Source organism: Ignavigranum ruoffiae (genome assembly GCF_023195815.2).
In the GTDB taxonomy this organism is placed as follows: domain Bacteria; phylum Bacillota; class Bacilli; order Lactobacillales; family Aerococcaceae; genus Ignavigranum; species Ignavigranum ruoffiae.
Genome location: NZ_CP096206.2, coordinates 563,306 through 588,334, shown reverse-complemented (window position 1 = coordinate 588,334; position 25,029 = coordinate 563,306). Strand labels below are relative to the sequence as shown.

The following is a 25,029-nucleotide window of genomic DNA, read 5'->3' as shown; positions in this document are numbered from 1 at the left end:
ATCCGTTTTAAGGTCGACTTATTCTTCTGTCTTGCGAGCACGAGGGGTGCTGGTCCGACGGCGAGTTGTGGTCGTTTTAGCAGTTTCTTTAGTGTCTTCAGCGCCTTTTTCTTCTTTTAAAGCTTTGAGTTCACGTTTCAAGTTGTTTACATCACGTTTTAAATCATGAACTTTCTTATAAAGGCTACGAGCATCACTTTCGACCACGATTGGGGTATTACGTAAAGCAATTTCCATCACTTTGTTACGAGCAATAATGAATTGTGCATTAGATTGACCAAATTCAGACAACATTACAGCGAATTCATCCGAGAAGAAGTAATCTTTCAAGGTCTTTTCAATTTCACCGGTCCAGTAATCATAGAATTCTTTATAAGTCTTAGGTTGTTCGTCTTTCTTAATTAATTCTTCGTATTCTTGAATTAACTCTTTCACTCGATTTTGTGAAACTTGTGAAAGTTTTTGTTGGAATTCTACACCCGTTAAGATTAATTGCATCGTTTGATCGATAAAGGCATTTTGAGATTCAATCTTTTCAGTATTGTTCCCCATACCAGGCATCTTGAATAACGGAGCGATTGTTTTTTGGTAGTTAGCTTTCCATAGAGCGAAGAAGTCTGCTAATTTATCGGTGTCACCGTTAGCCCCTTCAACATATAAACGAGAAAGTTCGGCAAAAGAACCAGCCCATGGACCTAAGATGTTAGTGAATGAACCTTGCATGGTTTCAGCCAAGTTCTTAGGTGCTTGAAGCAAGTCACGCACTTGAGCTGGAATGAATGGTTCAACAAAGTCACCATAGAATTTCTCACTATCGGCTACCCATTTCTCCATTAATTTCTTACCATCTTCTTCAAATGGTTTGCCATAAGTATCTTTTAAGCTATCGAAATAGCGATAGAAGGATACAAAGTTACGATTCGCATCCATGGCTTTAGCAATGGTCTTGAATGAATCAGAATCCATCATCTTGATTAATTGCGTTGGATCATACATTGAACGGAAGTTTTCCATGTAGGTGTTTAAGTCAGGAAATTGACTAATATACGCGCCTACAGGGCTGTCTTGATAAGCTTTTTGCATGCCTTCGAACATCTCTTTTTGAGATTCCATGAAGCTATTCATCGGATTGTTAGGCATTGCAAATGGTGTAAACATTGCAAAAGGATTAGAAGCGGTACTTGACGAAGGGTTGAAGGCTTGTGCCCAATCATTGAACATTTTTTGTTGGGCTTCCATCATTTTTTGGAATCCTGCATTTTGTTCATTACCCATAGATGGCAACATGGATTGCCATTGTTCGGCTAATTTCTTTTGTGCATCAAACCATTGATTCATAAACTCTTGATTATTCATAGTATCCTCCTTAATTTTATGAAAACGTCTACATCACCTGTTAAATAAAAAATATTATGGCAAAATGATGTGAGAGCCCAAAGCCTATGTGAAAATCTCCTTCACACCTTTTATTGTATATGTTTATAAGGGAATATGCTACATCATTTCTTGAAATTAGCTATTAGTATTTCAAATCAAATTCTTATTTTTCATAAGTTAAACTAATACAAGCAAAAAAACCTCATCGAAAAAGATGAAGTTTTGCTGAAAATACTTGAAAACTATTCTCAGATATCATCTAATCCAATAAGGTTTTTTAATAGTTATTTAATGTAAGCGTCCTACATATTAAGAGCTTGTTTGGCTTGATCAACAATCGCGCTGAATGAATTTGCATCATTGACGGCAATTTCAGCTAACATCTTACGGTTCACTTCAATGCCTGCCTTGTTTAATCCATTCATTAATTGGCTGTAGCTCATACCATTTTGACGAGCCGCTGCGTTAATCCGAGTAATCCATAAACGACGGAAATTACGTTTGGTTTGACGGCGGTCACGGTATGCATACATATAAGACTTCATAACTTGTTGTTTAGCCATCTTATATTTAAGTGATTTAGCGCCGTAATATCCTTTAGCAAGTTTAATCATCCGTTTGCGGCGTTGACGAGTTACATATCCACCTTTAACACGTGCCATATTTGTTTCCTCCTTTTAGCTTTCTGAATTATAATGATGAAATCATATCTTTGATACGTTTATAATCGGTTGGATGAACCATTCCGTTATGACGTAATTGACGACGTTGTTTCTTAGTTTTACCGTGGAAACGGTGTTGGGTAAAAGCACGAGCACGTTTTAATTTACCTGAACCAGTTCTTTTTACACGTTTTGCTAATCCGCGGTGAGTTTTTTGTTTTGGCATAATCTTTCCTCCTAGTATTCCTCTTAATCTTCTTTCTTCGGTGCAAGGATCATAAACATAGAGCGTCCTTCCATCTTCGGTGCTGATTCAACCGTCGCATAATCTTTAGTATCTTCGATGAAGTCATCTAAGACATCCCGACCTAATTCTTTATGAGTAATCGCCCGACCTCTGAAACGTATGGACGCTTTAACCTTGTCCCCTTTTTCAAGGAACTTAAGCGTTTGTTTTAATTTGGTATTGTAATCATGATCTTCAATTGAAGGGCTTAAGCGCACTTCTTTCACCGTAATCACTTTTTGATTCTTGCGTTGTTCTTTTTCTTTCTTTTGTAACTCATAGCGATACTTTCCATAGTCCATAATCCGAGCTACTGGTGGTTTAGCATTAGGAGAAACTAAGACCAAATCCAAATCGAACGATCTTGCTAGGGTCAAAGCATCCTGAAGAGATTTCACTCCAATTTGTTCCCCATTGTCACCAATAATGCGTAGCTCCTTCGAACGAATACTTTCGTTGATCGGTAATTCTTTAGCGATAGGTTCCACCTCCATAATATTTTGATACTGAGTAAATTCACGCCATAAAAAAAGCAAGTCCATCATAGATAAACTCGCCGAAAAATGTCTTCCCCACAGGAAAACTTGAATATTTGCCAAGTCACTCAGGTGATTGGCGAGAAACGGCGTGTTTCTACTTGTTATATCAACTTCAATATACTAACACACCCCCTGTTAAAAAACAAGGGGTGAATTTCGATTTATAGCAAATCTTTAAAATGTTCAACACGAATCTCTACCAATTGGCTTACAACATCTTGAGGCAGCGTTAAAATCATCAAGGCCAGATAGCCTGTTTGTAACCAGAGGATGGCGACATCCATAATACCATGGACCAGAATAATAACAATCATGGTCACTAAAAAAGCAATTTCTAAACGGATCCGCGAATCGCGCAATAAGGGAAGATAGTCCTTTAAGCTATGCCACAATGCCAGTAATAATAAGACGGTCCCAATAAGACCATAATTTGCCAGAATATCAATTATCAAGTTATGGGCATGCATATTACCAGAATCCGTAATTAAATAATAATAAGACATAAACGTCATGGGACCAGTACCGAACCAAGGATGCCATTGAAATAATTTGATTCCGGTAGTCCATAGACCGATTCGATCACGGAATGCATAAGCAATCGATTCAGCCCGGGGCAATAGTTGAGGCCGAATCACAATGGCCAAAAGGCCAATTAAACCTCCACCCAGTACATAAAGCAGCCATTTCAAATTTAAAATCAAAATAAAAGTCGCCAAACTAAACAGCAAGGTCGGCCATAGCCAACGAGAGGCTGTTAAAATCATGGAGATCAAGTTTAAGCCAGCAATCGCCAGATAAAGCCAACGAAGTTTAGCTAATTTAATCTTGGTCCAAAGATAATAAATGATCCCTAAAATAAATAAGCAATATAAACCATAATAATTTGCATTGAAGAAGGTCGCTTCAGCTCTGGTCTGCAAATTATTATATTGAACAATATAAAGCAAAGAATAACCATGTTGATAAATGTAATTGAGATAGACGGCAATCGCATATAAACTTAAACCGGCGCTCAAGAAAACATGGTAATTTAATAATTTTAAATACTGCCTGCCATTAATCCAGCGACCATACTGATAGAAATAATATAGAAAAGCCAGGAACGCCAGACTAACCCCCAGGCCAATAAGATTGCCTCGCCATAAGGAGACAAGCATACAATAGCCAATAAAGATTAAATAATAGGCACTTTTTTGGACAAAGTCACCTAGATGATGACGATCTCTCCACACTAAGCGTAGCAGGTTAATTAATAGAATCGGCCCGCTCAAGTAGAATGGCAAGACAATGGCCAAAGAGGTGAATATAAAGAGCTGATCGAGTTCAGGCGTTTTATTTAATTTTGCTGTCATGCCCCACCTCCATACATAGATACTCAGTGGTATTATATAGCATCTAAGCCCGAATTGCGACACAAAGCCTTAAGTCCTCGACTCACAAAATTATGTTTTTTCTTTGAATTTTTTGAATTTATGTGTAATTATCGCTAAGTTTGGCTATAATATGATAGATTACTTTTAAGGAGGAATTTTGTGAACTTTAAACAACCATTAGCAAAAAAAGTGATCCTATCTAGCTTAATCTGTTCACTATTTATGATGAATTATTCTGGATTCACCGCTTTTGCTCAAGTATCAAAAACACCTTACATCGGCTCCAATGCTCAAATTATGCAACCCATCGAGCCATTCAAGATGCCTGATGATTATCCCAAAGACCTAAGTCAATGGTATAAAGATAATATGGACGCGCGTTCTTACGTGGTAATGGACCAAGAAACCAATAAAATCTTAGCTGAGAAAGAGGGAACCACCCCCTACCCGATTGCCTCTATGTCTAAAGTGATTGCCATTTATTTAGTTTATAAAGCGATTGATGAAGGCAAGCTTAGCATGGATAGCGAGATTACCATTCCACAAGAAATTGCTGACAACATCTCAGCTAACCCTGATCTATCGAATGCAGGTTTAGTTGCTGGCGAAAAATATACCGTTAAAGATTTAATCTACGGAGTCATGCTACTCTCAGGGAATGATGCTACTTCTGCCTTAATGTGGGAAATCTACGGCAATGAAGAGTTAGCCGTCAATGCAATTAAAGAACAATTAGCCGAATGGGGCATTACCAACATCCAATTCTACCAAACGTCTGGTGCACCCAATGAAGAACTACCAGAATCAATGTGGGTGCCTGGTTCGAGTGCCACTAGCGAGAACTATATGTCTGCAGCTGATGTTGCTTTAATGGCCAAACATGTGATTGAGGATTACCCTCAAATTCTAGAAGTTACCTCTGCTGAACAATATGTATTCAAAGAAGGTACCGAACTTGAAACCGTCATTACCAACCCGAACCAATTACTTGCAGGTGGGGAATATGGCCGCGAAGGAATCACTGGATTGAAGTCAGGTTACACTGATGCAGCCGGCCGCAATTTCGTCGCCACCAGTACCGAAAATGGCCGTAAAGTTATTGCGGTAGCTATGGGAACCTTTGGCGAAGGCATGTCATCCTATTGGGAAATTGAAATCCTATTAGATGCCTTACTCGACTATCCTGATCTTTACAAATCAGACAAATTACCGGTCTATGATACTAATAGCTTGAAGGAATTACTGGCTCAGAAAGAAAAAGAACAAGCAGCTAAAACTGAAGAAAAACAAGAAAAAACCTTCAAAGACTATGAAAATAAACGGGAGAATCCATTAACCAATTTTATCAAAAATATCTTTAGCGTCTTTAACTAAGGATAGGCTGTCTTTATCAAAAACATAAGCATTAAAAAATCCGATTCCGCTTGGCTGATACCATAGGGAATCGGATTTTTATTTATTAAACACTGATTCGTGTCGCCAAGTAATAAAAAAGCAGCGCCAAAGCATTCAGACACCCAAAACAAAGGACCGAATATTTACCCAGCAAGTTTTAAGAAGTTCCACGCAGCTTAGCATCTCTTAGCGACGAGTCGCTTAGAGATGCTCTAGTGGAGCTAGTCCGTAAAAGCCTAAGGCTTTGAAGGACGGTCTCTTGCCCGGTAAATATTCGGTTAAATTTTGTTTCGTTACGCTTAATTTCGAGGACGACTCACTGAGAAGCTTTTGTTAATAAAACAATGTTCAAGATTACTTGTTAATTATTTTTTCGAATATTAAATCTTAAGACTCATGTTTCTTTTGACAAACAAAGGACCGAATATTGACCCAGCAAGATTCAAGAAGATCCACGCAGCTTAGCAGCTCTTAGCGATTGGTCGCTTAGAGATGCTCTAGTGGAACTAGTCCGTAAAAGCCCAAGGCTTTGAAGGACAGTCTCTTGCCCTGTAAATATTCGGTTAAATTTTGTTTCGTTACGCTTAATTTCAAGGACGACTCACTGAGAAGCTTTTGTTAATAAAACAATGTTCAAGATTACTTGTTAATTATTCTTTCGAATATTAAATCTTAAGACTCATGTTTTTTTGACAAACAAAGGACCGAATATTTACCCAGCAAGTTTTAAGAAGTTCCAGGCAGCTTAGCAGCTCTTAACGATTGGTCGCTTAGAGATGCTCTAGTGGAACTAGTCCGTAAAAGCCTAAGACTTTGAAGGACGGTCTCTTGCCCGGTAAATATTCGGTTAAACTTTGTTTGTCATATACCAACAGAATATCAAAATTTAATTTGTCTATCTAACAAATGTAACACTTTTAATATTCAATCGCTTTGTTTACAACTTTGTCTTTTAACAAAGCTTCAAAGTCAGTAGCAGCCATCGTTTCGGATTTTTGCGAACCGTAACGGCGCACATTCACACTTTGATCTGCAATCTCTTGATCGCCAATTACGATTTGATAAGGAATCTTAGACGTTTGCGCATCACGAATCTTATAAGACAACTTCTCATTACGCAGATCCATTTCAACGCGGAAACCTTGGTCTTTCAATTGTTTATAAAGTTTTTCAACGTATTCACCGTGAGCTTCATTATTTACCGGAATTAAGACAGCTTGCACCGGCGCCAACCAGGTTGGGAAAGCCCCCTTATATTCTTCAATAAGATAAGCCACAAAGCGTTCCATGGTTGATACCACACCACGGTGGATCACGACAGGTCGGTGAGTATTTTGTCCATCTTCACCGACATAGGTTAAGTCGAAGCGCTCAGGTAATAAGAAGTCTAATTGGACTGTCGACATCGTTTCTTCTAAACCAATCGCTGTCTTAAATTGGACATCCAATTTAGGCCCATAGAAGGCAGCTTCCCCTTCTGCTTCGAAATATTCGAGACCTAATTCATCCATGGCTTCTTTTAACATGGATTGAGCTTTCTCCCACATTTCATCATCGTTGAAATACTTCTTAGTATCGTTAGGGTCACGATAAGACAGACGAAAGCGATAATCGGTAATATGGAAGTCTTCATAGACTTGACGAATCAACTCCAAGACGCGCTTAAATTCATCTTTGATTTGATCAGGACGAACGAAAATATGGGCGTCGTTCAAGGTCATTTCTCGAACCCGTTGTAAACCTGAAAGAGCCCCAGATTTCTCGTAACGGTGCATCATCCCCAATTCAGCGATACGAATTGGCAGTTCTCGATAAGAATGAATATCGTTCTTATAAATCAACATATGGTGAGGACAGTTCATTGGTCGCAAGACTAACATCTCGCCATCCCCCATATCCATTGGTGGGAACATATCTTCTTGATAGTGATCCCAGTGGCCTGAGGTTTTGTATAAATCAGTCTTAGCCATAATCGGTGTATAAACATGGTTATAGCCGATTGAAATTTCTTTATCCATGATATAACGTTCAATAATCCGCCGGATGGTCGCCCCTTTTGGTAACCAGAAAGGCAAACCAGAACCAGCTTCTTGACTAATCATAAATAAGTCCATTTCCTTACCTAGCTTACGATGGTCGCGTTCTTTCGCTTCTTCACGTTGTTTGAGATAAGCATCTAAATCTGCCTGTTTGAAGAAGGCAGTCCCATAAACCCGTTGCATCATCTTATTGTCAGAATTTCCCCGCCAATAAGCTCCCGCTAAGGATAGGAGTTTGAATACTTTGATTTTTCCGGTACTAGGAACATGGCCACCCCGGCATAAGTCGACAAATTCACCCTGACGATAGACCGTAATTTCCTCGTCTGCTGGTAGATCATTGATCAGTTCCACCTTATAAGGATCTTCTTTGAAAATTTCCAAAGCTTCTGCTCGAGACACGACTTCGCCCACAATCGGATGATTTTCTCCGACAATCTTCTTCATTTCGGCTTCAATCTTAGGAATATCATCTTCAGAAATAGGTTGAGGACTATCCGTATCATAATAAAAACCATTTTCAATATAAGGCCCAACCCCAAAGTGGACACCAGGATACAAACGAGTCAAAGCATGAGCCAATAAGTGGGCACTTGAATGGCGTAATAAATTCAATGCTTCAGGACTTTTATCGGTAATAATTTCGATGGATCCTGACTCGTTAATCGCTTGATGATAATCCATCAGTTGGTCATTTAATTTCCCAGCGAGTGCAGCTTTCTGTAATGATTTGGAAATTGATCCCGCCACTTCAGCGATAGTTGTTCCCTTGGCAAAAGCTTTCTCTTTTCCATCAGGAAACGTTAAAATAATTTCTTCCATTAATATTCCTCCTTAAACAATTAAAAAAGTCCCACTAGCCAACAGACTAATGGGACGTGGTCAACGTGGTTCCACCCAAATTCAAGAAGATATCCTCTTCTACTCTACGAGATAATAACGATCTCAGCCGTCCGCCCATACTAGAGCTAAGCTCATTCAAAGCGAATCACACAAAGGGGTCGGCCAAGTAAGCTAGGGAACGTTGCACCAGGTCATTCCTCTCTTAGGCTAGCTATACTTTTTCGCTGTCTTTGTGGTTTACTTATCTATTTTTATACCATTATCTAGCTGATAAAACAAGCCTCAAATCACTTACCTAGGGAAATTGTATTAATCAAGGTATAGACGTTAATCATTATCCCCAAAATCAAAGGTGGGGTAAGGATGGTTTGCTTTTCTTTAAAATAATAGGCCCAAAGCGTCACTAATTGGATCAATAACAAAATAACTTGGGCCACAATAATCAAGCGTTTCTTTCTTTGAAACTGTTCAGGTTCAAATCCGTTCATTCAAGTCTCCTTCCTATCTTTACCGTCCTCTTAGACTTTCGCCTTCAAGGAAGATTTCTTTGGCTAAATATTTAATCCGTTCCATAATGCGTTGAGCCTTAATCGACTCTTGCCCCCCGTCACGGCTATAAGTGAGATGGTGTTCGAGTTCACTCATACTGAAGTTTGAAGTAAAGAAAGTTGCTAGCGACTCCTTCATGCGATATTCAAGTATGGCATTGAGCACCTCATCGCGAATCCAAGGGGTATTGGGTTCCGCACCAATATCATCAATCATCAGAACATCAGCTTCTTTTAATTGATCCATTAAATGTTTGGTCTGGTCACTACCAATGGATTGCTTAATTTCAATGGCAAAGGTCGGCCAATGAACCATATTCACACTGATATTGTCTTCAATTAATCGATTGGCTAAGGCCCCGAGGATAAAGGTCTTCCCTACTCCGAAAGGTCCATAAACATATAAGCCTGGTGTTTGATACGGGTCTTGACGGTAATCTTCGATAAAATTAGTAATCGCTAATAATAATTGCTGGCGACTTGGTGTCTGCGTATAACACTGATCTAGGCGGGCTTGGCGAACATCTCGACTCATCGTCCGATTGGATAACAAGGCTGCTTGTTGGCGCTGAGCTTGTCGGTCCTGGTAAGCCTGAGTCGGCCGATAACGTACATCGATATAAGAGCCATTAATAAATAGTTCCGGCGCAAAACCTGGATTAGCCATCCCTTGACCCTTTTGAAAAGCTAACCATTCGCGCTTAAATTCATTGAACTTGGTCATACTCTGTTCAATCATCGCTTGATTTAGGTCTGCTTGATGTTGATTCACAAAGTCCTGAATGGGTTCGAAGGCTAATAAATCTTGAATCGTCGCCTGATAATCTTCCTCGCTTTGAAATGCTCTGGGTTGATCTTTCATTAAATCTTTAATCGATTTCATGATGGATGCCCCTCCTTGCCCATAATTTTCTGAATACGTTCTTGCAATGTCTTCTCATCCATAGCCCCTGCGGGTTCTTGAGCTGGACTCGATTGCGTAGATTCTTGTCCTTTTTGCTTCATCCAGGCAGGAATCACCTCTTGATGTTGTGACCGCCGTCTGAAATTCTTACTAGGAGCAGACTGTTTGATTTGCTGTTTTTCTTTGATTTGTTTTACTTTTTCTTCGCGTTGAATTAAAGTCAGGGCCATACCAGGATCCTTAATTTGCATCTGGGACCAATGATTAGCCACATTCTCCAATTCACCTTTTAAGATGTTGTCTCGATTCAAAACCACCAACAGATAATAAATCAAACTATTCAAAACGGCTGGCGTCAAATCAGATTTCTCCACTAGCTGCTTAATATAATAATATTCGCGGTCGGTCGCAAAGCCTTTCTTTTGTTTCTTAACATTATACAAAAAGGCATCGTTCGATACCTGGTCGAATAACATGACCAATTCAATCTCTTCTGCACTCAACTGAGGATATTTCTGCTGATAATCCTTAGCCACTTGGTCGGTGTCTTTACAATGATGAGGCGTTGATTCCGAAGTGGTAGTCGAATTCGAAGATTTCGAGGTTTGAGGAAGTCGTTGTTTGGCAATCTGCTTAATCCGATCAATCTGGATATGATGCTGAATAGGGTGGCGACTTAATAAGACTACCTCGGCCATGGTTGCCTCATTGAGACCATAAAGTTGATAACAGGTCAATACGTGATCTTTTAATACTTGATTGAATTCCTGATGATCAACCTGATTGGCCATTAGTAATTCTAAGAATTTGCCGTAATCAAAGTCTAAAGCATCATATTTGAAATGCTGATCAGAGTCTTGATGACGCAGGAATTGATCTTCTTGTTTCCATTCCTGACCGGTATTCTCACCGACGGTCAGATAATTATAGACGCGGGTAAAAGAACTCGTAATCTCCTTGAAACGACTTGAATCCATCTTATCGACTTGCCAACTTTTCACTTTTAAACGATATTCTTGATCGCCAATTGCTTGAAATAGCGCATTAGATAACTGAGGATGATCAAAAAAATGAGCCGCATCCACTGGCATTTGCAAATCATAAATAATCTGTTGTAACTGACTTTGACTATGTGATTGCGTGTCTTGATAAGTCCTTAGTAAACCAATGCCCTCCAAACGAATTCGACTCGCATCAACCGCATTAATGCCAGTATTGAGCGTTTCAAGAATTTGTGCATGGAGCATAGAATGGGTCCACAGACCATCGTTAATCGGTAATGAATGCAGGGTGAGATAAAGACTCAAAGCCGGTCCGCCGATGATGGGCTGGTATAATTGAGTTAACGATTGCATTTGCAAATAAGAGAGTTGGGATTGTCGGCGCACTTTGAAAGATTGATTAGGATTAATCATCGGAAAGATCCTGTTCTTGGTCAGCCTCATGTTTCTTCTTGGCCATCGCTTCTAATTCTCTTAAGAACATCTCCTTAGATTGGAATTCACGGTAAACACTGGCGAAACGAATATAGGCCACTTCATCCAAATCCATTAACAAGGGCATCACGAGCTCACCTATCTTCTTGCTCTCTACTTCAGTTTCAAGTTGTTCTCTCAGTTGATTCTCCACTTTCTGAACCAAGCGATCCATCTGATCGCGTGAGATAGGTCGCTTCTCAGCTGAACGAACAATTCCTCGAAGTAGCTTTTCACGATTAAATTCTTCCCGGGTCCCGTCACGCTTAATCACTAAGAGTGGACTATACTCGACCCGTTCATACGTATTGAACCGCGCCCCGCAACGCGTACATTCCCGCCGACGACGAATCGACTTACCATCTTCAGTCGGTCGCGAATCAATGACTTTAGTATTATTATATTGACACTTCGGACATTCCATCTTGTTCATCCCCTCTCTATCGATTATAACTATCTTAAAGCCTTTCTAGCAATTTATCAACTGTAGCATACAAGGCTCCTGGACTGCTTGAATTGTCTAACACCTGGTCAGCTCGTTCGGCTTTTTCAGCTAAGGACATCTGACTATTGATTCGATCCATGGCCTGTTGACGAGTTAATTGATTGCGTGCCATTAACCGTTCAATTTGAACCTCTGGTTCGACATAAACCACCCATACTTGGTCATAATCGAAGGCTGACGACGACTCAAAGAACAAAGGAATATCCAGGAAAACCAGCTGGCTACCCGCCAAACGTTCTGCTTCAATCTCTTCATCCATTTGTCTGAAGATTAAAGGATGAAGTAACTGATTGACTTTCTCCTTGACCTTGGGATTGGTAAAAAGCATCTGCCCCATCATGGCTCGATTTAATTCGCCATCTTCGCTTAAGATATTCTGACCAAAGTGTTGAACTAACAAGGCTAAGCCTGGACTCCCCGCCTGAACCACTTGATGGGCAATCACATCCAAATCGATGACTGGATAGCCTTTGGAACGCAGATAACGCGTGACCGTCGATTTGCCCGATGCAATCCCCCCGGTTAAAACAATGACTTTCATAATATCCCCCTATAAATGTTGACAAGATGGACAATAATGGGTTCCTCGTTGTTGAACCCGGATTTTCACTAATTCTGTTCCACAGCGCGGGCAAGGCCGACCTGCCTGGCCATAAACTTTAAGATCCTGCTGAAATTTACCAGCTTCACCCAATGAATTCCGATAAGTTCGGATGGTTGAGCCCCCTGCTTCAACTGCTTGCGCCAAAATCCGACCAATCGCCTCAAAGAGGGCTTTCGATTCGTCTTCCGTTAATCGATTGGCTGGCTTCAAAGGATGGATTTGAGCTAGAAATAAGACTTCATCGACATAAATATTCCCTAAACCGACCACCAAACTTTGGTCTAACAGCAAAGGTTTAATCGATCGCGATGAGCCGGCCAATCCCCGTCTAAAGTCTGCAAGTTGAAATTCACTACTTAAAGGCTCGGGCCCCAATCCCTTAGCTTGGAAATAAGGCGAGACATCGTGACCTTCCAGCAACTGAATCCGGCCAAATTTGCGCACATCATGATAATGTAGCTCACTGCCATCCGTAAAAATAAAACGGACATGGGTATGTTTTTCTTTGTTAATTGGCAGCTGATCAGCTGGATAGAATAAATACTTGCCCTCCATCCGCAAGTGAGAAACTAATGTGTCTTGGCTTAGAATAAATAAAATGTATTTTCCCCGGCGGTCCATGGCCTCAATTCGTTGACCCTGCAGAAGCGCTACCCACTGATCTAGCGCTAAATCTGTCGTAATAATCCGTGGCCAATAGATTTGAATATCTTTGATGGTTTTACCAAGGACTAACTGATTTAAGCCCCGCTTAACCGCCTCGACTTCAGGTAATTCCGGCACCGACTCACCTCCTTCCAAAGTTTTTTTGATTACTCATTTTCCAATTTCACATACTAAGAACATGAACCTCTCAAAGGATTCCCTAAGCTTCCGTTAATATTATATCTTAGCCTGTTTATTTAACCAAATACTATTTTTTGAGCGGGTTTGTTCGAATGAAAAGTGTCCTAGATCAAGCTCAATTTTTTATAAAATATCTTCCATTATAACACATGAGCAGGCCTTGAAATAAAATACGCTTAACAAGAGGGTCTTTGTTTGAAGCGCTTTCTGGATTTTGTTACATTATAGCTAGAAAGTGAGGTGCCTTATGGTTCACTTAATTGGTTTAGTCGGAAACAATGCTAAAAAGTCAACCAACCGTTCATTAATCCAATTCATGAAGAAACACTTTGAAGATCAAGCAGATATTGAAATTCTCGAAGTAGCTGGTCTACCCTTATTTAATAAACCTCGCAGTGGTCAAATTCCTCAACAAGCACAAGAGATGGCAGACAAAATTGAACAAGCAGATGGGGTGATTATTGCCACACCTGAGTATGATTTATCGGTACCGTCAGCCCTTTCTAATGCGCTCGCTTGGCTTTCTTACAATGTGTATCCTTTTGTCGATAAGCCAGTGATGATTGTGGGGGCGTCCTATGGAACCTTAGGATCTTCTCGTGCCCAGCAACATCTTCGTTCCATCTTGAATGCGCCAGTGCTGCGGGCCGTGGTTATGCCAGGCAATGAGTTCTTATTAGGTCATTCCCTTCAAGCCTTTAATGATGAAGGTGAATTAATCATGCCTGATAAACTTAAACAATTAGAAGGATATTTTGCCGATTTTATTCGCTTTATTGGAATTTCTGAGGTCCTTCGGGAAAGTCATGCTGCTAACGTTCAAATTGCTGCGGATTTCTATTCTGAACAACTTCGTTATATAGAAGGAGAATAAGCTATGAAACCAGTCGGACTTGTAGGTTCTAACGCTGATTTATCGTATAATCGCAAATTACTTCAATTTATTGCTAAACACTATACACACTTATTCGACCTTGATCTTTTAGAAATTAAAGAGGTCCCTCTTTTTGATGCTAGTAACGATCAAACAGATACTCCTATCATTCAATCACTTAATCAAAAGATTAGCCAAGCCGATGGTATTATTATCGCCACCCCTGAACATATCCGCACCACGACTCCAGCCCTAAAGGCTACCCTGGAATGGTTATCTTATCAGGTCCACCCTTTCACCAATAAACCGGTCTATGTGATTGGCGCTTCCTACCATGATCAAGGGACTTCAAGAGCTCAGCTCCATGTCAAACAAATTCTACAAGCCCCAGGTATGAACGCCTACGCCTTCCCCGGCAATGAATTTCTGCTCGGTGAAGCGCACAAAAAGTTTGACGAACAAGGTAATCTAACTGACCAAGGAACCATTGATTTCTTATCCCTATGTCTGGAGAAGTTCTGCCGTTTCGTTAGACTGATTAAAGATATCGAGGAAACACCACGCTTGCCTGAAGAAGATTTGGAAGCCAAAGGACAAATTGAGACAACAATCACAGATGTTGACATGAATGCAGATGATTGGTTGGAACAAGCGAGCGAACAAGTTAAAGCGGTAAAAGGATCGACCTATATTGAATTAGACCGGGGCTTACTTACTGTCGACCAATTAGATGCCTTGCTGAAATCGATGCCTTTTGAAATCACCTATGCCGATGCCAACAATCAATTCCTATACTACAACCATAATAAAGAGACTGAAGAAATGCTGGCCAAACGCCGGATCGAACAAGTCGGAAATCCCCTCGCCTCTTGCCATCCACCTCATACCCATAAAAATGTTAAATGGGTCATCCAACAACTTAGAAGTGGTCAACGAGATATGGTGCGCGTGCATATTCCGACCCACGGCCCACAGAAATTTGTCGTGCACACCTATGCCGCCATTAAAGACCCAGACGGCAAATATTTAGGCATCAATGAATATGTCCAGGATATCCAACCATTAATCGATTGGTATCTGACAGAAACCCAACAAAAATTAGTGAGCCAACAAAATGGCCCACAAAAAGATTTCCAAGTAGACGCAGTCACTGGAGCCTCTCAACAACAAGAGCATAGCTCTTCAAATCAAAAGAATGATAGTGACCTGGGCCAAGCCGATGCAATCTCCGGAGCCTCAAGGAAATTCTAAAATCTAGATTCTACAATGAATGACGAACTTTTTCCTAAACCTCGCTGTCAAAAATGAAAAACTAAAAAGACTAAGAATAAAAAATCAGAACAAAATACGAATCAAGGTCAACAATCAGAACTTGATTCGTATTTATTTTTGGAGTCAAATATTAAAAGTTAATACAATCTTGAAAATATTTCTTACTTATGTGCTTTAATTATACAAAATTAACGCACGAATGTGGAAAGTTGTTGACACAAATTTCATTTACCTATCATCTTTTAATAGTAAAGTACGAATCAAAATAGTAGCAAGGTCACTCGCAAGATTTCAGAAGATCCACGTAGCTTACAAGATCTTACCGACTTGTCGGTTAGAACTTGTCTAGTGGATCCAGTCCGGAAAAGCTATTAATTTAATGAGAGTCTCAATATATTATATTCGTAGATTAATCATTGAACTGAAATGAAATTATTCAAATAATAATGAACTTGCCCGAGGTCATACGCAGAGATGAAAACCATCGGAATAGCATACTTTACTCACATCATTCCCTTAAAGCTTTTAGCTATTAGGGAATGAGTCGTAAAGTAAGTCTGGAGCTTACGACAATAAGCGGAAGACGATGCCCGACAGTTTGAAATCTCCAAGCGAATGACCGAAGCAAGTATCAATATTGAGAGCGGTCTCTTGCAAGTAACTTGATTCGTATTAATTTTGTTTTGGATAGCAATGAAAAAAGACCTAAGCACCCATCCAGTACTTAGATCTTTTTGATACATTTACTGATAATCAATGATTATTTCAAATCATACCAGGTGTTTCCTTGATCATAATCCACCTTTAATGGTACCGATAAATCTACCGCATGTTCCATAATCTCCGGCACTAAATCGGATAGAATTTCCATCTCCTCAGCCGGGCCTTCTAGAATAAGCTCATCATGAATCTGCAGTAAGAGACGGGACGCTAAGCCTTTTTCTTCTAGGGCTTTCTGTAAGCGTACCATGGCAATCTTAATAATATCTGCCGCCGTTCCTTGAATCGGTGAATTCATTGCAGTGCGCTCAGCAAAAGAACGAACATTAAAATTGCTAGCCTTAATATCTGGCAGATAACGTCGACGATTGAAGAGAGTCGCTACATAACCTTCTTCCCGCGCCTGGACTACAATATCTTCCATATATTGGTGAACCCCTGGGAATTTAGCAAAATAAGTATCAATAAATTCCTTGGCCTGTTTCCGACTAATATTCAAATTCTGCGACAAGCCGTAATCACTAATCCCATAGACTATACCGAAGTTCACGGCCTTAGCATTGCGACGCATATTACTGTCTACCTGAGCTTGGTCATCCAAACCAAAGACTCGCCGAGCCGTTGTATCATGGATATCCTCCCCAGCAATAAAGGCTTGCTGCATATGCTCGTCCTGACTGATATGAGCTAGAACCCGCAATTCAATCTGCGAATAATCGGCGCCAAAGAATTGCCAGCCAGGCTGACTCGGAATAAAGGCCTGACGAATTCGTCGTCCTTCCTCAATTCGAATCGGAATATTCTGCAGATTAGGATCCGTTGAAGACAAACGACCCGTCTGGGTTAAAGTCTGGACAAAACGAGTATGAATTCGACCATCTTCTTGAATATATTCGGCTAATCCGGCTAAATAAGTAGACTGCAGTTTCGCAATCTGACGGTAGTCGAGAATTTTGGCCACAATGGGATGAGCATCTACCAATTTCTCTAAGACATCCGCTGCTGTGGAATATCCGGTCTTTGTCTTTTTGATTACAGGAAGTTTCAACGTTTCGAATAAAACTTCACCCAATTGTTTAGGCGAATTCACATTAAATTCTGTACCTGCTAATTGGTGAATCTCCGCTTCCATTTCCGCTAATCGTTCCAGTAAGTCTTGATTCCGTTCTTTAAGAATCTGGCCATCGACCCGAATACCTTGAATCTCCATCTTAGCCAACACACGAGCCAAGGGCAGTTCAATATCTTGATACAAGGACCACATGTCAACTTCTTTAAGTTGTTGGACTAAATGAGGTTGAATTTCTGCCATGGCTAATAATTTGCTGGCCAAATGCTTAGCGAGGATTTCCCGCTCAGGAATCGATTGCTTAGCACCTTTGCCATAGACGGCTTCATCATATTGAACCGTTTGAGCTAGATTTAAACTTTGTAAGATATCTGGGATTTGTTGGGCATTATGCGTATCTAAGAGATAAGAAGCAATTAAGATATCAAAATCGATTCCCTGTAAATCCGCTTGATAGTGACTGGCAAGAACTGCATCCTTCTTGGCATCAAATGACGTCTTGTGGACCTTAGAATTAGCGATCCATAATTTAAAGAGTTCTTGACCAAATAGATTCTCCGCCTGACCTAGGTAAACCTTTTTCTTGATTGGATCGAGCCAAGCGACAGCAACTATCTCTGCCTGATGATAATTCTCAACCAAGGTTTCAAAGAAGATAAAGGTCTGATCGACTAAATAATCAGATTCAACCTTGTCAACAAAGACCAAGTCATATTGATCAAGATCGGTGGCCAACTGTTCATGGTCAGTCCCCTGGTCAATAGCCTCTGGGTCTAAGTCCGCTAAGAAAGAATTGAAATCCATCTGCCGATAGAATTGACTTAGGGCTTCGAGATTCTTATCTTTCAGCACAATATCGTCCAAAGCAATTTCAATTGGAGCATCAAGTAAAATTTGTGCCAAATCTTTAGACATAAAGGCTTGATCGCGGTCGTTGACTAAATTTTCTTTCATCTTGGAAGCTTTCAATTGATCGAGATGATCATAAAGATTCTCTAGACTACCAAATTCTTTCAGGAGTTTCAGACCCGTCTTCTCACCGATACGAGTGACTCCAGGATAATTATCGGAACTATCCCCCATCAAACCTTTCAAATCAACGATACGCTCAGGTTCAATCCCATATTCTTGACGGATGGTCTCTTCGCTATAAGCCTTGAGATCACTGACTCCTTTACGCGTAATATAGACCGTACGATGAGGACCGGCCAATTGAAGCAAGTCTTTATCCCCAGAAAGAATGATGACTTCATCATCCGGCCCAGCCTGATTCGCCAAGGTACCAATAATATCATCGGCCTCATAACCTTGAACACGATAATGTTCAATCCCATAAGCATCTAATAAAATTGAAAAATAGGGCATTTGTTCTTTAAATTCGCTAGGTGTTTTTTGCCGGCCACCTTTATATTCGGCATATTTTTCCGTTCGGAAAGTCACATCACTCTTGTCAAAAGCAACCAATACATGGGTCGGTTCAAATTGCTGCAAAACTTGGTCGAGCATCCGATTAAATGAAAAGAGAGCATTCGTATGGAGACCTGACCGATTGCGAAAACGGGTTAAATCCAAGATCGAATAGAAGGCGCGAAAAGCCAAACTCGATCCATCGATTAAGAGAATCTTCCGCATATTCTCAGACTCCTTTCCTTATATTCTACTTTAAAACTTGTTCGCCACTTGTTGACTGTAGACTTGTTCAAATTGTCGAGATAACTTATCAATATCGCCTGCCCCCATAAAGAGGATGACAGCATCTTGATAATCCATCAAAGGTGTTAAATAGTCCTTCGAAATGATCTCTGCCCCGCCTACGACTAAATTGGCCAAATCTTCAATCGAGATATCGCCCTCTTTTTCACGGGCAGAGGTAAAGATATCCACCAAATAAACTTGATCTGCCACACTCAAAGCATTGGCAAATTCATTTAATAAGGCTACCGTCCGACTAAATGTATGAGGTTGGAAGACGGCAATAATCTCACGATCAGGATATTTTTGATGGGCCGCATCAATCGTGGCCTTAATTTCAGAGGGATGGTGGGCATAATCATCAATTAAAGTTAACTGGTTTAATTCGCGGGTTGAGAAACGTCGCTTCACCCCACCATAGCTAGCTAATTCTTCGGCAATCTTATCGGCCGGGAAGCCTTCCAGATAAGCTACGGTAATTACTGCTAGAACATTTAGAATATTATGCTTACCATAGACTGGTGAATCAAAACGTCCAAATTTCTCTCCATGAATATAAACGTCAAAGCTAGAACCTTCGGTGGTTCGTTCAATATTGGCTGCATAGACTTCATTATCGGTAGCAAAGCCATAGTAGTGAACGGGAACTTCTGCTTCGAGTTGGCGTAGATAATCATCCTCCCCACAGGCAATAATCGCTTTCTTAGCCTGATGGGCAAAGGTTTGAATCGCTTCAAAAACATCTTGAATCGATTGATAATAATCTGGATGGTCAAAATCCACATTGGTAATAATCGCATAATCAGGAACATAAGCTAAGAAATGACGCCGATACTCACAAGCTTCTAAGGCGAAATAAGTCGCCGCTTCATCCCCCGATCCGGTTCCATCGCCAATTAAATATGAAGTAGGCGCGAGCTTACTCAGGATATGCGCCATTAAACCAGTGGTTGAGGTTTTCCCATGTGAACCAGTAATCGCAATCGAGGTATAATTCTCAATTAATTTACCTAGAAAATCATGGTAGCGCATCAAAGGAAGTCCTAGCTCCCGGGCCCGTTGAATTTCAGGATGATCATCCGGGAATGCATTGCCGGCAATGACAAACATCCCTTCTTTCAAATTATCAGCTGAAAATTCATAAATTGGAATCTGACGACGATCTAATTCTTGTTGCGTAAAGAAATAAGTCGCCACATCACTTCCTTGGACTTGATAGCCTTCACCATCTAGAACAAGGGCTAAGGCAGACATGCCAGTCCCCTTAATCCCTACAAAATAATAAATTAATGATTTATCAAATGTTTCCATGTTAATCCTCCTCATTCTCAAACAATAAGAATGAATTCTTTGATTTAATCATCCGCTTAGAAAGAGAGCGGATATCTAAGCAATAGGCCGCTTGCTCGCCATAGCTTCTAGTCACGAGATTTTCTTTAATATTCATCTGATCATCAAAGAAACTTTCTTGTACAAGATTTTTTGTCTCTTTAATAGCTGGTTGATAAACGAAAGGCGCAGTGGCTGGTTTATCAGGCTTGTTTGAAATGGGAGTTTCTTTCCTATTTTCTTGGCCAACCATTGAGGCATCAAATAAAGCTTCCTGAACGGAGCCATTATAATCTTGATTGATTCTTCGTCCATCCCTAAATTTGCCTTGCGGACCCTTTAAGAAAGGGATGGCATAATCTGGTGTGGACATCTGGCTAGGCCCTGAAGAATGTTCCCAATGCTCGGCTTGTTCTTTCTTCACCGGTGCCACCGGAGTTTCTTCAACATTGGTGTCATTCTTCACCGCTTCTTTAAAACTTTGTGTCGCCATAAAAGGCACCCGATAATTGGGACTAGCCGTCACAGTTTGGGTCTTATTTGCATCTAAAACACGTTGACTATGTAAAATGGGTTTCAATGAAGTCTGATTCTTGCCAATGGCTGGTTGAAAACTCGAGCGGCTCCCCGTGTTAAATTGAGGCGCACTGACAAAGGTAGCTTCCTTATCTTTATGCTGGTAGACGGCTGGTTTTTGGTAATCCTTCATTGAATTTTACCACCCTTCTTAGTCACGATAATAAGCAACGACATCCTCTAAAGACGTTCCCGGTTCAAAGTGGTCGCTCAGTTCCCAAATTCCGGGGAAATCTTCAATATCGGTTAAATTGAGTTCACGGGTTGAACACACCATCCCGTTACTATCAACCCCTCTTAACTGACCGGGCCAGATAATGGTTCCACTCGGCATCACCGCGCCAATTTTAGCGACCAGTACCTTTAAACCTTGGCGAATGTTATCAGCACCGCAGACAATCTGTACTGGACTTTCTTGGCCTAGGTCAATCTCTGTAATGGAAAGATGATCGCTGTCCTCATGAGGACGACAAGTCTCCACATAACCCACCACGAATTTAGAGGAGGGATCCACTTCAATGGTTAGATCCACTTGAGCCTCCTTTAATCGTTGATTTACCTCAGCTACTTGAGCTGGTGTCAACTGAACAGGACCATTTTGCTCAATCTTTAAATCTTCAACCGAGAAAAGATTGACGGCAACAATTTCCCCATTGGTTTTATCTTTAATAAGGGTCAGTTGATCGAGATGTTCTACTTGACGATCTTCTGCCGGTATTTCTTTCTGAACTAACATTAATACGTCACCGACTGACGCATTATAAAAAGCTAACCACATAGTCTTCTCCTTTAATTCAAATTGCACATTTACTTAAATTATTTGTTAATAATGGTTTCAAAAGTTGTCCGGTCGAATCGACGAATAACTTGAGTTAACATTTCACTTGCTGCTTCATAATCTGAAATTCTAAAGAGGGCTTGGTGACCATGAATATATCGAGCTGGTAAACCAATTACCGCTGAAGGAATCCCTTCATTCATTAAATGAGCTGCACCTGCATCGGTACCACCTTTAGAGAAATAATATTGATATGGAATCTTGCAATCTTCGGCGGTATCACGAAGGAATTCAATCATACCGCGATGCGTTAACATACCAGGATCTTGCATCCGTAATAAGAAGCCTTGACCTAGTTGACCTTCCGCCTTCTTATCTCCTTCAGCATCTCCAGCTGGTGAACAGTCAACGGCGAAGAATAAGTCCGGTTGATAACGATGCACTGCTCCTCGAGCTCCCCGTAGACCGACTTCTTCTTGAACATTGGCCCCAATCACTAAGTGATGATTCAATGCTTCATCGACCGTATTCTCAAGAGCATCTAAGATTACAGCACAACCATAACGATTGTCAATGGCTTTACTCATAATGGATTGTTTATTCGCTGTTAGGATGGTTTCAGTTAGTGGAACAATTGAATCACCTGGGCGTACGCCATATTCTGCGGCTTCTTCTGCAGATTCAAAGCCGGCATCGAAGCGCACGTCTTCTGGTTTAATGCTGGCAGCTTTGCTACCGCGTAATAAGTGAGGACTTACCGCACCTGAAATAATAGGGTAATCCCCTTTTTCAGTTTGTAAGGTATAACGTTGAGCGGAAACCGCATAAGGATTCCAACCACCAATCGGAACGACACTCATGGTTCCATTCTCATGAATCTTAGCAACCATGAAGCCGACTTCGTCCATGTGAGCAGCAACCATGAGGGTTGGCGCATCTTGATTGGCACTCTTACGAATACCATAAATATTCCCTAAACCAAAAGTTTCAATTGAATCTACCAGACCTTCCATTTTATCGGCCAGGTACTCGCGAACATTGTTCTCGTGATTTGAAATTGCTTGCAATTCGGTCAACTCTTTAATACGATTCCATAATTTTTCTTCCATAATAAGCGGCTAAGCCTACCTCCTTAGAATGTGCATTTCATAATACTTATTCTTACACAAGACCATGGTAAAATCAATGTTTAGCCTGTGAGAAAAGCAAGGAATCCCGTGAATTCACTCGCAAAATGTTATAATATAGAATGCAGAAAGGATGATCACCATGTCAAAGAATAAAAACAATATTTTGGCGGCTTTAATTCTACTCAGTGGAACGATTATTGGCGCAGCCTCCGCCCTTTTTATTAAAGAAAACCGACCTCAACCCGCTGGAAAAGTCTTAGAGAAAGTCAAAGAACAAGTGAAAGATCAAGGGAAAATTGAAGGCTCTTGGATTGATTATGATGTGATTGAATACCATGGTTTCGACAGTCGCCCGCTGGTTTACTTTGGTGGCTTAACTATTCAAGATCAAGACCAAGTGAAGATTTATCAATTTGCTGCTGATGTCTATACGGGCGAGATTATTGATCTGGTTGAAACTGGCAAGTAAGTCTTGAAGTTCACTAAATACATGTTAAAATAGTGGTTACGAAACTTTACGGGGAAAGGAGGGCCGACATGTATGTTCCAGAAGACGGCTGGCAGCTGCATCCCATTGCCGGTGGCAGTGGTGAAACTTATATGGGAATCAAAGAAAATGAAAAAGTCTTCCTTAAAAGAAACTCCTCCCCTTTTATAACCACCTTATCCGCTGAAGGCATCACACCCAAGTTAATGTGGACCCAAAAAACATATTCCGGTGATACACTGGTCGCCCAAGAATGGAAGAACGGTCATGTTCTCTCTCGTGAAGATATGAGTCAAGACTCGGTCAAGAATATTATTATGACCATCCATCATTCAGAACATCTCTTGCAAATGCTCAGACGGGTTGGTGGCCAGACATTCCGACCTGTCGACTTCATCCAAGCCTATTTCGACGATTTACCTGAGCATCTTCAAACCCATCTGTTCTTTAATGAAGTCATTCATTATTTAGAAGATGCGGTCCACGATTATTTCTATGATGTCGATTTATGTGTCTGTCACGGTGATTTGCATCATAATAATTTCCTCTTTGATGAAGAAAGCAAGAACCTCTATGTCGTCGATTGGGAGAATGTTCGTATTGCTGACCCTTTAAGTGACTTAACTTACCTCCTGCTCCAGTACTTTCCGCCCCGCGAATGGACGACTTGGCTAGCCGATTATCAATTCGACATGGACCACGCCTTCTATCAACGAGTAAAATGGTATAGTTTAATCAATTGCTTATATCTAATCAAACAATTCTACAAAGAAGGCCGTTATCATAAAGTAAATGAAACTGTCTTACGGCTTAAATCAATCTATCAAACACATTAACACAAACAAATTTAAGCGAAGGTCTCCTTGGCCTAACTCGAATTTGTTCGTTTCTTTCTGAATACTACTATATAAAGGATGATACTATGCGCTTAAGAAATATTCCCTGGGCTCAAGATATGCTCGATGACTATCCTCAATACGTACCGGTTAACTTAGAACAATTAAAAGGTCATTGGCAGGATGAATTCCACAATAATCAACCCATCTATTTAGAAGTGGGCTCTGGCAAAGGTCGGTTCATCTATTCTATGGCCCAAGCTCATCCCGACATTAATTTCATTGCCATGGAATTACAAACTAGTGTGGCCGTGCGGATTTTGGAACGGATTGTTGCAGAACCTTTGCCCAATCTAAGAATTATAAACCAAGATGGTGGCGAAATTTCAGTCTTCTTCGCTTCGGGCGAAATCTCTCGAATCTATCTGAATTTCTCAGACCCTTGGCCTAAAAAACGCCATACCAAACGACGACTCACTTCACCTCACTTCTTGAATCAGTATGAACAAGTGCTATCGACTGATGGCGAACTCCATTTCAAAACAGACAATCAAGGTTTATTCGAGTATTCTCTAGCTTCCATGTCCCAGTACGGCATGGCCTTTAAACAAGTCTGGTTGGACTTACGCGAGAGTGACTTCCAAGGAAATATTATGACTGAGTATGAAGAGAAATTCTCAGCCAAGGGGCACCCCATCTATCGTTTAGAAGCTATTTTTCCGCAAAAAAAGCACACACCTATTAACTGATATCTTACGGGAAAACTCGGCAATAAATTAACAAATAATTAACAGTGACCATCAGCTGAAAAAGCAAAAAAATAATTAAAATGGACGAAGACCCGCAAACAGGTTTCCGTCCATTTTTGTT

Annotated in this window: 23 protein-coding genes; 6 read left to right on the top strand and 17 right to left on the bottom strand. The window is 40.6% G+C overall.

The window, feature by feature from the left end:
* Positions 1-18 precede the first annotated feature (18 nt).
* The 5 genes from M0R79_RS02810 to M0R79_RS02790 form a co-directional block, all read right to left on the bottom strand.
* Positions 19-1,356 (bottom strand): poly(R)-hydroxyalkanoic acid synthase subunit PhaE, encoded by a 1,338-nt coding sequence (locus M0R79_RS02810; RefSeq protein WP_092572503.1) that lies wholly within the window; start codon positions 1,354-1,356, stop codon positions 19-21.
* Positions 1,357-1,679: 323 nt separating this feature from the next.
* A complete protein-coding gene (gene rplT / locus M0R79_RS02805; protein ID WP_248416515.1) occupies positions 1,680-2,039 on the bottom strand; it encodes a 50S ribosomal protein L20 in 360 nt (119 codons plus the stop codon).
* Positions 2,040-2,067: 28 nt separating this feature from the next.
* On the bottom strand, positions 2,068-2,265 hold the full coding sequence (rpmI, locus tag M0R79_RS02800) for a 50S ribosomal protein L35 (protein WP_092572501.1): 198 nt from the start codon (positions 2,263-2,265) through the stop codon (positions 2,068-2,070).
* Between the two features lie 23 nt (positions 2,266-2,288).
* A complete protein-coding gene (gene infC, locus M0R79_RS02795; protein ID WP_248417198.1) occupies positions 2,289-2,819 on the bottom strand; it encodes a translation initiation factor IF-3 in 531 nt (176 codons plus the stop codon).
* Positions 2,820-3,025: 206 nt separating this feature from the next.
* On the bottom strand, positions 3,026-4,216 hold the full coding sequence (locus tag M0R79_RS02790) for an O-antigen ligase family protein (protein WP_248416516.1): 1,191 nt from the start codon (positions 4,214-4,216) through the stop codon (positions 3,026-3,028).
* A 180-nt stretch (positions 4,217-4,396) separates the two neighbouring features.
* Between M0R79_RS02790 and M0R79_RS02785 the strand changes: the two genes are divergently transcribed.
* Complete coding sequence (locus tag M0R79_RS02785; RefSeq protein ID WP_248416517.1) at positions 4,397-5,611, top strand: D-alanyl-D-alanine carboxypeptidase family protein; 1,215 nt, start codon at positions 4,397-4,399, stop codon at positions 5,609-5,611.
* A 938-nt stretch (positions 5,612-6,549) separates the two neighbouring features.
* On the opposite strand, the gene thrS is transcribed toward M0R79_RS02785, so the two are convergent.
* The 7 genes from thrS to mutM form a co-directional block, all read right to left on the bottom strand.
* On the bottom strand, positions 6,550-8,493 hold the full coding sequence (gene thrS / locus M0R79_RS02780) for a threonine--tRNA ligase (RefSeq protein ID WP_248416518.1): 1,944 nt from the start codon (positions 8,491-8,493) through the stop codon (positions 6,550-6,552).
* Positions 8,494-8,801: 308 nt separating this feature from the next.
* A complete protein-coding gene (locus tag M0R79_RS02775; protein WP_248416519.1) occupies positions 8,802-9,002 on the bottom strand; it encodes a hypothetical protein in 201 nt (66 codons plus the stop codon).
* A gap of 19 nt (positions 9,003-9,021) precedes the next feature.
* The gene (gene dnaI, locus M0R79_RS02770; protein WP_248416520.1) at positions 9,022-9,945 is read right to left on the bottom strand and encodes a primosomal protein DnaI; all 924 of its coding nucleotides are present in this window, start codon (positions 9,943-9,945) and stop codon (positions 9,022-9,024) included.
* The gene (locus M0R79_RS02765) at positions 9,942-11,381 is read right to left on the bottom strand and encodes a replication initiation and membrane attachment family protein (RefSeq protein WP_248416521.1); all 1,440 of its coding nucleotides are present in this window, start codon (positions 11,379-11,381) and stop codon (positions 9,942-9,944) included. The genes dnaI and M0R79_RS02765 overlap by 4 nt, the downstream gene beginning before the upstream one ends.
* Positions 11,374-11,865 carry a transcriptional regulator NrdR gene (gene nrdR / locus M0R79_RS02760; RefSeq protein ID WP_248416522.1) on the bottom strand — a complete coding sequence of 164 codons (492 nt, stop codon included), beginning with the start codon at positions 11,863-11,865 and terminating at the stop codon, positions 11,374-11,376. The genes M0R79_RS02765 and nrdR overlap by 8 nt, the downstream gene beginning before the upstream one ends.
* Positions 11,866-11,899: 34 nt before the next feature.
* A complete protein-coding gene (coaE, locus tag M0R79_RS02755) occupies positions 11,900-12,487 on the bottom strand; it encodes a dephospho-CoA kinase (protein WP_248416523.1) in 588 nt (195 codons plus the stop codon).
* 9 nt (positions 12,488-12,496) lie between these two features.
* Positions 12,497-13,333, bottom strand: a complete 837-nt coding sequence (gene mutM, locus M0R79_RS02750; RefSeq protein ID WP_248416524.1) for a DNA-formamidopyrimidine glycosylase — start codon at positions 13,331-13,333, stop codon at positions 12,497-12,499.
* A gap of 310 nt (positions 13,334-13,643) precedes the next feature.
* Here mutM and M0R79_RS02745 point away from each other — a divergent pair, with 310 nt between their 5' ends.
* Positions 13,644-14,270, top strand: a complete 627-nt coding sequence (locus M0R79_RS02745) for an NADPH-dependent FMN reductase (RefSeq protein WP_248416525.1) — start codon at positions 13,644-13,646, stop codon at positions 14,268-14,270.
* A gap of 3 nt (positions 14,271-14,273) precedes the next feature.
* Positions 14,274-15,521: an NAD(P)H-dependent oxidoreductase gene (locus M0R79_RS02740; RefSeq protein WP_248416526.1), complete on the top strand. Its 1,248-nt coding sequence runs from the start codon at positions 14,274-14,276 to the stop codon at positions 15,519-15,521.
* 781 nt (positions 15,522-16,302) lie between these two features.
* On the opposite strand, the gene polA is transcribed toward M0R79_RS02740, so the two are convergent.
* From polA to pepA, 5 genes are read right to left on the bottom strand one after another with little or no spacing between them, the layout of a single operon-like run.
* Positions 16,303-18,963: a DNA polymerase I gene (gene polA / locus M0R79_RS02735; RefSeq protein ID WP_248416527.1), complete on the bottom strand. Its 2,661-nt coding sequence runs from the start codon at positions 18,961-18,963 to the stop codon at positions 16,303-16,305.
* 30 nt (positions 18,964-18,993) lie between these two features.
* Complete coding sequence (murC, locus tag M0R79_RS02730) at positions 18,994-20,334, bottom strand: UDP-N-acetylmuramate--L-alanine ligase (protein ID WP_248416528.1); 1,341 nt, start codon at positions 20,332-20,334, stop codon at positions 18,994-18,996.
* Between the two features lies 1 nt (position 20,335).
* Positions 20,336-21,061 carry a hypothetical protein gene (locus tag M0R79_RS02725; RefSeq protein ID WP_248416529.1) on the bottom strand — a complete coding sequence of 242 codons (726 nt, stop codon included), beginning with the start codon at positions 21,059-21,061 and terminating at the stop codon, positions 20,336-20,338.
* Positions 21,062-21,079: 18 nt separating this feature from the next.
* Positions 21,080-21,706, bottom strand: coding sequence for a YtpR family tRNA-binding protein (ytpR, locus tag M0R79_RS02720; RefSeq protein WP_248416530.1), 627 nt, complete (start codon positions 21,704-21,706; stop codon positions 21,080-21,082).
* Between the two features lie 38 nt (positions 21,707-21,744).
* Positions 21,745-22,815 carry a glutamyl aminopeptidase gene (gene pepA, locus M0R79_RS02715; RefSeq protein WP_248416531.1) on the bottom strand — a complete coding sequence of 357 codons (1,071 nt, stop codon included), beginning with the start codon at positions 22,813-22,815 and terminating at the stop codon, positions 21,745-21,747.
* 160 nt (positions 22,816-22,975) lie between these two features.
* Between pepA and M0R79_RS02710 the strand changes: the two genes are divergently transcribed.
* From M0R79_RS02710 to trmB, 3 genes are all read left to right on the top strand, one after another.
* A complete protein-coding gene (locus tag M0R79_RS02710) occupies positions 22,976-23,305 on the top strand; it encodes a hypothetical protein (protein ID WP_248416532.1) in 330 nt (109 codons plus the stop codon).
* A gap of 68 nt (positions 23,306-23,373) precedes the next feature.
* Positions 23,374-24,159, top strand: a complete 786-nt coding sequence (locus M0R79_RS02705) for a phosphotransferase family protein (protein ID WP_248416533.1) — start codon at positions 23,374-23,376, stop codon at positions 24,157-24,159.
* Between the two features lie 86 nt (positions 24,160-24,245).
* A complete protein-coding gene (gene trmB, locus M0R79_RS02700) occupies positions 24,246-24,908 on the top strand; it encodes a tRNA (guanosine(46)-N7)-methyltransferase TrmB (protein ID WP_248416534.1) in 663 nt (220 codons plus the stop codon).
* The last annotated feature ends 121 nt before the right edge of the window (positions 24,909-25,029 follow it).

What these genes read in the sequence shown, in the direction of transcription:
- M0R79_RS02810 (WP_092572503.1), bottom strand. Translation starts at nt 1,356, where the DNA reads ATGAATAATCAAGAGTTTATGAATCAATGGTTTGATGCACAAAAGAAA.
- rplT (WP_248416515.1), bottom strand. Translation starts at nt 2,039, where the DNA reads ATGGCACGTGTTAAAGGTGGATATGTAACTCGTCAACGCCGCAAACGG.
- rpmI (WP_092572501.1), bottom strand. Translation starts at nt 2,265, where the DNA reads ATGCCAAAACAAAAAACTCACCGCGGATTAGCAAAACGTGTAAAAAGA.
- infC (WP_248417198.1), bottom strand. Translation starts at nt 2,819, where the DNA reads ATGGAGGTGGAACCTATCGCTAAAGAATTACCGATCAACGAAAGTATT.
- M0R79_RS02790 (WP_248416516.1), bottom strand. Translation starts at nt 4,216, where the DNA reads ATGACAGCAAAATTAAATAAAACGCCTGAACTCGATCAGCTCTTTATA.
- thrS (WP_248416518.1), bottom strand. Translation starts at nt 8,493, where the DNA reads ATGGAAGAAATTATTTTAACGTTTCCTGATGGAAAAGAGAAAGCTTTT.
- M0R79_RS02775 (WP_248416519.1), bottom strand. Translation starts at nt 9,002, where the DNA reads ATGAACGGATTTGAACCTGAACAGTTTCAAAGAAAGAAACGCTTGATT.
- dnaI (WP_248416520.1), bottom strand. Translation starts at nt 9,945, where the DNA reads ATGAAATCGATTAAAGATTTAATGAAAGATCAACCCAGAGCATTTCAA.
- M0R79_RS02765 (WP_248416521.1), bottom strand. Translation starts at nt 11,381, where the DNA reads ATGATTAATCCTAATCAATCTTTCAAAGTGCGCCGACAATCCCAACTC.
- nrdR (WP_248416522.1), bottom strand. Translation starts at nt 11,865, where the DNA reads ATGGAATGTCCGAAGTGTCAATATAATAATACTAAAGTCATTGATTCG.
- coaE (WP_248416523.1), bottom strand. Translation starts at nt 12,487, where the DNA reads ATGAAAGTCATTGTTTTAACCGGGGGGATTGCATCGGGCAAATCGACG.
- M0R79_RS02745 (WP_248416525.1), top strand. Translation starts at nt 13,644, where the DNA reads ATGGTTCACTTAATTGGTTTAGTCGGAAACAATGCTAAAAAGTCAACC.
- M0R79_RS02740 (WP_248416526.1), top strand. Translation starts at nt 14,274, where the DNA reads ATGAAACCAGTCGGACTTGTAGGTTCTAACGCTGATTTATCGTATAAT.
- polA (WP_248416527.1), bottom strand. Translation starts at nt 18,963, where the DNA reads ATGCGGAAGATTCTCTTAATCGATGGATCGAGTTTGGCTTTTCGCGCC.
- murC (WP_248416528.1), bottom strand. Translation starts at nt 20,334, where the DNA reads ATGGAAACATTTGATAAATCATTAATTTATTATTTTGTAGGGATTAAG.
- M0R79_RS02725 (WP_248416529.1), bottom strand. Translation starts at nt 21,061, where the DNA reads ATGAAGGATTACCAAAAACCAGCCGTCTACCAGCATAAAGATAAGGAA.
- ytpR (WP_248416530.1), bottom strand. Translation starts at nt 21,706, where the DNA reads ATGTGGTTAGCTTTTTATAATGCGTCAGTCGGTGACGTATTAATGTTA.
- pepA (WP_248416531.1), bottom strand. Translation starts at nt 22,815, where the DNA reads ATGGAAGAAAAATTATGGAATCGTATTAAAGAGTTGACCGAATTGCAA.
- M0R79_RS02710 (WP_248416532.1), top strand. Translation starts at nt 22,976, where the DNA reads ATGTCAAAGAATAAAAACAATATTTTGGCGGCTTTAATTCTACTCAGT.
- M0R79_RS02705 (WP_248416533.1), top strand. Translation starts at nt 23,374, where the DNA reads ATGTATGTTCCAGAAGACGGCTGGCAGCTGCATCCCATTGCCGGTGGC.
- trmB (WP_248416534.1), top strand. Translation starts at nt 24,246, where the DNA reads ATGCGCTTAAGAAATATTCCCTGGGCTCAAGATATGCTCGATGACTAT.